Source organism: Moraxella equi, assembly GCF_002027555.1.
GTDB classification, from domain to species: Bacteria; Pseudomonadota; Gammaproteobacteria; order Pseudomonadales; family Moraxellaceae; genus Moraxella; species Moraxella equi.
Map to the genome: position 1 here is coordinate 1 of NZ_MXAP01000100.1, position 4663 is coordinate 4663.

Sequence of the window (4663 nt, forward strand, 5' to 3'; positions counted from 1 at the left end):
AGGGATACAGTTGCTACTGCCAAGTTTAAAACAAAGCGACAGCACGGCATTTTATCAGCATTCTTTGGTGTTTTTGGATGATGTCAATCATCTGGTGGACGCCATCGGCAAACGCAACGAGTACCGCCAAGAACACCAACAGCACGTCCAAATCATCTCGCTACTACTCATCACCTTTGTAATGTTGGTCGGCATGTGGGAGCTACACCGCAATGCTCTAACCCCCCTAAAAAACCTAACTGCCACCGCTCGGCATTTTAGGCAAGGCAAATCGCTTGACATGCAGGCGGGCAAGATGGACATCAAAGGCTATCAAGAGCTAAACGAGCTGTCGGACGCGTTTTTTGCCATGCTCACGCTCATCAAAAACCACCAAGCCGAGCTTGAAGCCGAAGTCAAACGCAAAACACACCATCTCACCCAAAGCAACAAGGCTCTATACAGCCTGTACCATTTTGCTGAGAAAATCGCCACCACGCACCATCTCAACACCGAAGAGCTTCATGAACTCATTCAAAATTTCGCCCGCCTACTGCCCAACACGGAGCTGTCGCTGTGCATTCATGGGCAAAATTTTGAAAATAATGTCATCATGAGCCTATCGGAGCGTAAACATCATGACTTTTGTACGCCTGACGACTGCGAGTATTGTGACCTAAAAACCGACACGCACACCCGTATCATCCCCATCAAAAGCACTGATACCAACTGGGGTGAGCTACTGGTGCGTGAGCCTGTCAGCCCCGTGGCAAAAAACCGCATTGCCCTACTGAACATCAGCGACGATAATGGCTTGTCCGAGCATGACCTGCTTGGTATTTTGGCACAGCTCATCGCCTTGACCTTTATGTCAAACCAACGCCAAAAGCAAGCCGAAGAGCTACTGCTGTCCGAAGAACGCAATACCTTTGCCCGTGAATTGCACGACTCCATCGCCCAGACGTTGTCGCACCTAAAAATCCAGTCCGCCATGCTAAAAACCCTAGGCGAACAAGAGAAAAAACTGCTTGCTGATGAGCCAAACCTACAAAACAAAGAAACTTTGCTAAAACTCCATCAAAAACAAGACAAAGTCCGCACCGACCTAAATGACGGCACCAGTCACGCCTACGCCCAGCTACGGGACTTATTAAATACCTTCCGCCTAAAAGTGGATGGGGGCGATTTTAATGACGCCTTAAAAATAACGGTCAAAGAATTTGAAGCCAAAGGCGGATTTAACATCAACTTTGACAACCAAGTATTAACCCTAAACCTATCTGCGTCCGAGCAGGTGGATTTGTTGCAAATCACCCGAGAAGCCCTGTCCAACGTCCACAAGCACGCCCACGCCAAGAACGTTAACATCACGCTCTACCAAGACAGCATCAGTTATGAAGTCATCTTGCGTATCAGTGATGATGGCATTGGCATTCGTCAAAGTGACAAAGAAAAACCTGAACACTACGGGCTTAGCACCATGGGCGAGCGGGCGTTGAGTCTAGGTGGTACGATTAGCACCGAGCCAACTCGTCCCACAGGCACCGAAGTATTCGTTCGCTTTTTGCCCCAATTTTTCTTAAAAAAGCTAAAAAGTCCACGCCCCAAACCTAAGCTCAAAGAATGGACTGCCGAACAAATCAGTGCTGCCACTTATGAGCTTACCCATGAACTCGATGATGAATTTGGTAAAACATCGGAGTCATAAATGGGGTATAATAGAGTATTCTGTCACATTTATTAAACCGATTATTTATTTAACTTAACCGATTTCACCCAACCAACCAGCCAAAGATATTATCATGAGCCAAAAAATCTATACCGCCACCAGCCCTGCCCGCCTATTACTTGTTGATGACCACCCCATGTTACGGCGTGGCATGGCGGACTTATTATCCTTAGAGATGGATATTGAAGTGGCAGGGGAAGCCAATCATGGCATTGAAGCATTGAGCTTTTTACAAGATGAGAGCGTGGATTTGATTGTGCTAGACCACAACATGCCCGTGATGAATGGACTTGAAACCCTAAAAGCCATCCGAGAACGCCAAATTGACGGTAAAGTACTACTATTTACCGTCTCTGACAACATCAAAGACGTCCAAGATGCCCTAGCGTTGGGCGTGGACGGCTATCTATTAAAAGACATGGAGCCTGATGAGATTATTGGCAATATCCGCCGTATCCTGCGTGGCGAGCTTGTCATCAGCCCTGCCCTTGCCCCTATTTTGGCGGCCGCCATGCGAAAACCTGCCCAGCCTGAGAGCAATCTTGACCTAACCGACCGTGAACTCCAAGTACTGTACATGATACGAGACGGCATGAGCAACAAGATGATAGGCAACAAACTGGGCATTGCCGAATCCACCGTCAAAGTCCACGTCAAGCACATCCTAGCCAAAATCGGTCTGCGTACCCGTGTCGAAGCGGCGGTATGGGCGGTCGGGCATTTGGATAAATAGTCTACTCGCTCACGAGTGCCAATAACCCTTCGGCGTCCATCAGGCAGTATTGCGACTTGCGTTTAGTGATGAGTCCTGCACTAATGAGTTCTTTTAGGGTGCGAGAGAGTGTCTCAGGACGCAGTCCAATCTGCCCTGCCAACTGCTTTTGGCTAAACGGCAACTCAAACGGTACGCCCACAGGATAATGAGTAAGAAAATAGTAGCTAAGTTTGGATTTTGCTTGAACAAAGGCAAGCAGGTCGCTACTGATGAGATGATAGTACATGCGTTTGCTGATGGTATCACAAAACCACATGATGAGATTGCCCAAATCAAAGCTGGCAATGCTCTCAAAATAAGCCTGCACTGGCAACGTCGCCACAATAGTCGGCTGTTTGGCGGTGGCGGTCAGCTGATGAATACCCCGCTCTTTGATGAGCAGTTTGGAATGACGTGTGGCGATATTGGCTTTGCTAGGGGTTTTCCCATCCACATCATCCACCTGCCCAACCCGATGAATGCCCGTGCCAAAGTTGGGATAATCATTTGTCTCCAAACCCCACAGCACGCTCTCATTAATCAGCCCCATCTCATGATAGCTGGCAATCAAGCACGCCTGCCCGCTCGGCAGTTCACGATGACACATCACCTGCCCATCTAGCAAAAAATACAAATTTTCAACCACACTATGCTGAATAAAAATCAGCTCACCCTTGGCATATTCATGAATCACCACTTGGCTAAGCAGTTCATCTTTGACCGCCTGCCCCGTCTCAGATTGGGGCAGCAGAGCGAATAAAGGGTGCGTTTGCAGGATATCAAGGTAGGCTTTTTTGGTGTGTTCGGCAGATTTCATGATGTCAGCTATACAAAATAAGTGGCATTATCATACCCTGCCCTGCCTGCCATCCATATTCCCCAAAAGCACAGACCAAAACCGCAACCTACCCCTTTTGGCTAGTTTTTACCTACTGACTTTGGCGGTTATTGGTATGGCAATGCTTGATAAATGTGCTATTTTAATAGTATAGTTTACTGCATTTGGAGCCATCATGTTATCCGACTTATTAGAATCCAACCGTTTTTGGGCAGAGAGTCTCTCCGCTCGTGACCCCGATTATTTTCCCAGTCTTGCCCGTCAGCAGTCGCCCAATTATTTTTGGATTGGCTGTTCTGACAGTCGTGTGCCTGCCAATGAAGGGGTCGGACTCATGCCAGGCGAGCTGTTTGTCCATCGCAATGTGGCAAACATGGTGGTTGCCACCGACATGAATCTACTGTCCGCCCTACAATACGCCGTGGACATGTTAAAGGTTGAGCATATCATCGTCTGCGGTCATTATGGCTGTGGCGGGGTGCGTGCGGCACTGTCGCACCAAGAGTTTGGACTGATTGATAATTGATTACGCTCATTAAAAGGCATTCATTATCAATATTTGGATAAATTTGACAACCTAAACATCGATGAGCAAACCGACCTTTTGTGCGAGCTTAATGTCAAACGCCAAGTGACCAACGTCTGCCACACCACCATCGTCCAAAACGCATGGCACAGGGGGCAAAAGCTGTCCGTACACGGCTGGATTTATGGGTTAAAAGACGGTTTGATTCATGACCTACAGGTAAGTGTGAATGATTTTAGTCAGCTAAAAGACGCTTTTGTGTATGAAGTGTAGCAATCGCCCTGCTCACTTCTACTCATTTAACGTCAGTCGCACCGACGTGATGGCATTGTCATCATTGATAAAGTTGCCTTGATACAGGCTTTGTAAGACAGGGCTGTTTAACAGCTGATTGCTGGCGATGGCTAATGCCTGCTCATCTCGCTGTTTTTGTTTTTGTACAGGCGTGGCAAGATGAGCAAATTCGCTTTGGGACAGCAGTGGCATCTCATCACGCAAGCGACCATTTGCAAAATCTTGACCAAATTTTTTGGCAAAGCTCTTAAAACTTGAAAAAATCTGCTTATTATGCTCAGGCACATACAGCTGACAGTCGCCATCTATCTGCCCCACCATCATCGCATGACTCACCATCGCCAATTCATCGGCATCAAGCTTATGCTCACGGCGTGCCATCGCCACCCAATAATCCCATTTCTCTGGTGTCCACTCGCCTGCCAATGCTACCTGCTGTGGCATGAGTTCATTGTTTAACTGCTCTTTGGTCATCTGCCCTGATGGCTTAATGTCATTGATTGATTGAGAATTATTTACCGCTTTGCCAATTTCTTGATTGCC

The 4663-nt window shown here is 47.5% G+C and carries 3 protein-coding genes and 2 pseudogenes; 3 read left to right on the plus strand and 2 right to left on the minus strand.

The features are described 5' to 3' along the window. On the plus strand, positions 1-1687 hold a 1687-nt coding region (locus B5J93_RS09805), incomplete at its 5' end, for an ATP-binding protein (protein ID WP_079326208.1). Between the two features lie 94 nt (positions 1688-1781). Further along, positions 1782-2441 (plus strand): two-component system response regulator NarL, encoded by a 660-nt coding sequence (gene narL, locus B5J93_RS09810; protein ID WP_079326209.1) that lies wholly within the window; start codon positions 1782-1784, stop codon positions 2439-2441. 1 nt (position 2442) lies between these two features. Here the strand turns inward: narL and B5J93_RS09815 are convergent, their stop codons facing one another. Further along, positions 2443-3279 carry a Crp/Fnr family transcriptional regulator gene (locus tag B5J93_RS09815; protein WP_079326210.1) on the minus strand — a complete coding sequence of 279 codons (837 nt, stop codon included), beginning with the start codon at positions 3277-3279 and terminating at the stop codon, positions 2443-2445. 196 nt (positions 3280-3475) lie between these two features. On the opposite strand from B5J93_RS09815, the pseudogene can reads away from it, so the two are divergent. Continuing rightward, positions 3476-4099: pseudogene (can, locus tag B5J93_RS09820) on the plus strand (carbonate dehydratase). 18 nt (positions 4100-4117) lie between these two features. Here can and B5J93_RS09825 read toward each other — a convergent pair. Continuing rightward, positions 4118-4663: pseudogene (locus B5J93_RS09825) on the minus strand (hypothetical protein); the annotation flags it as partial.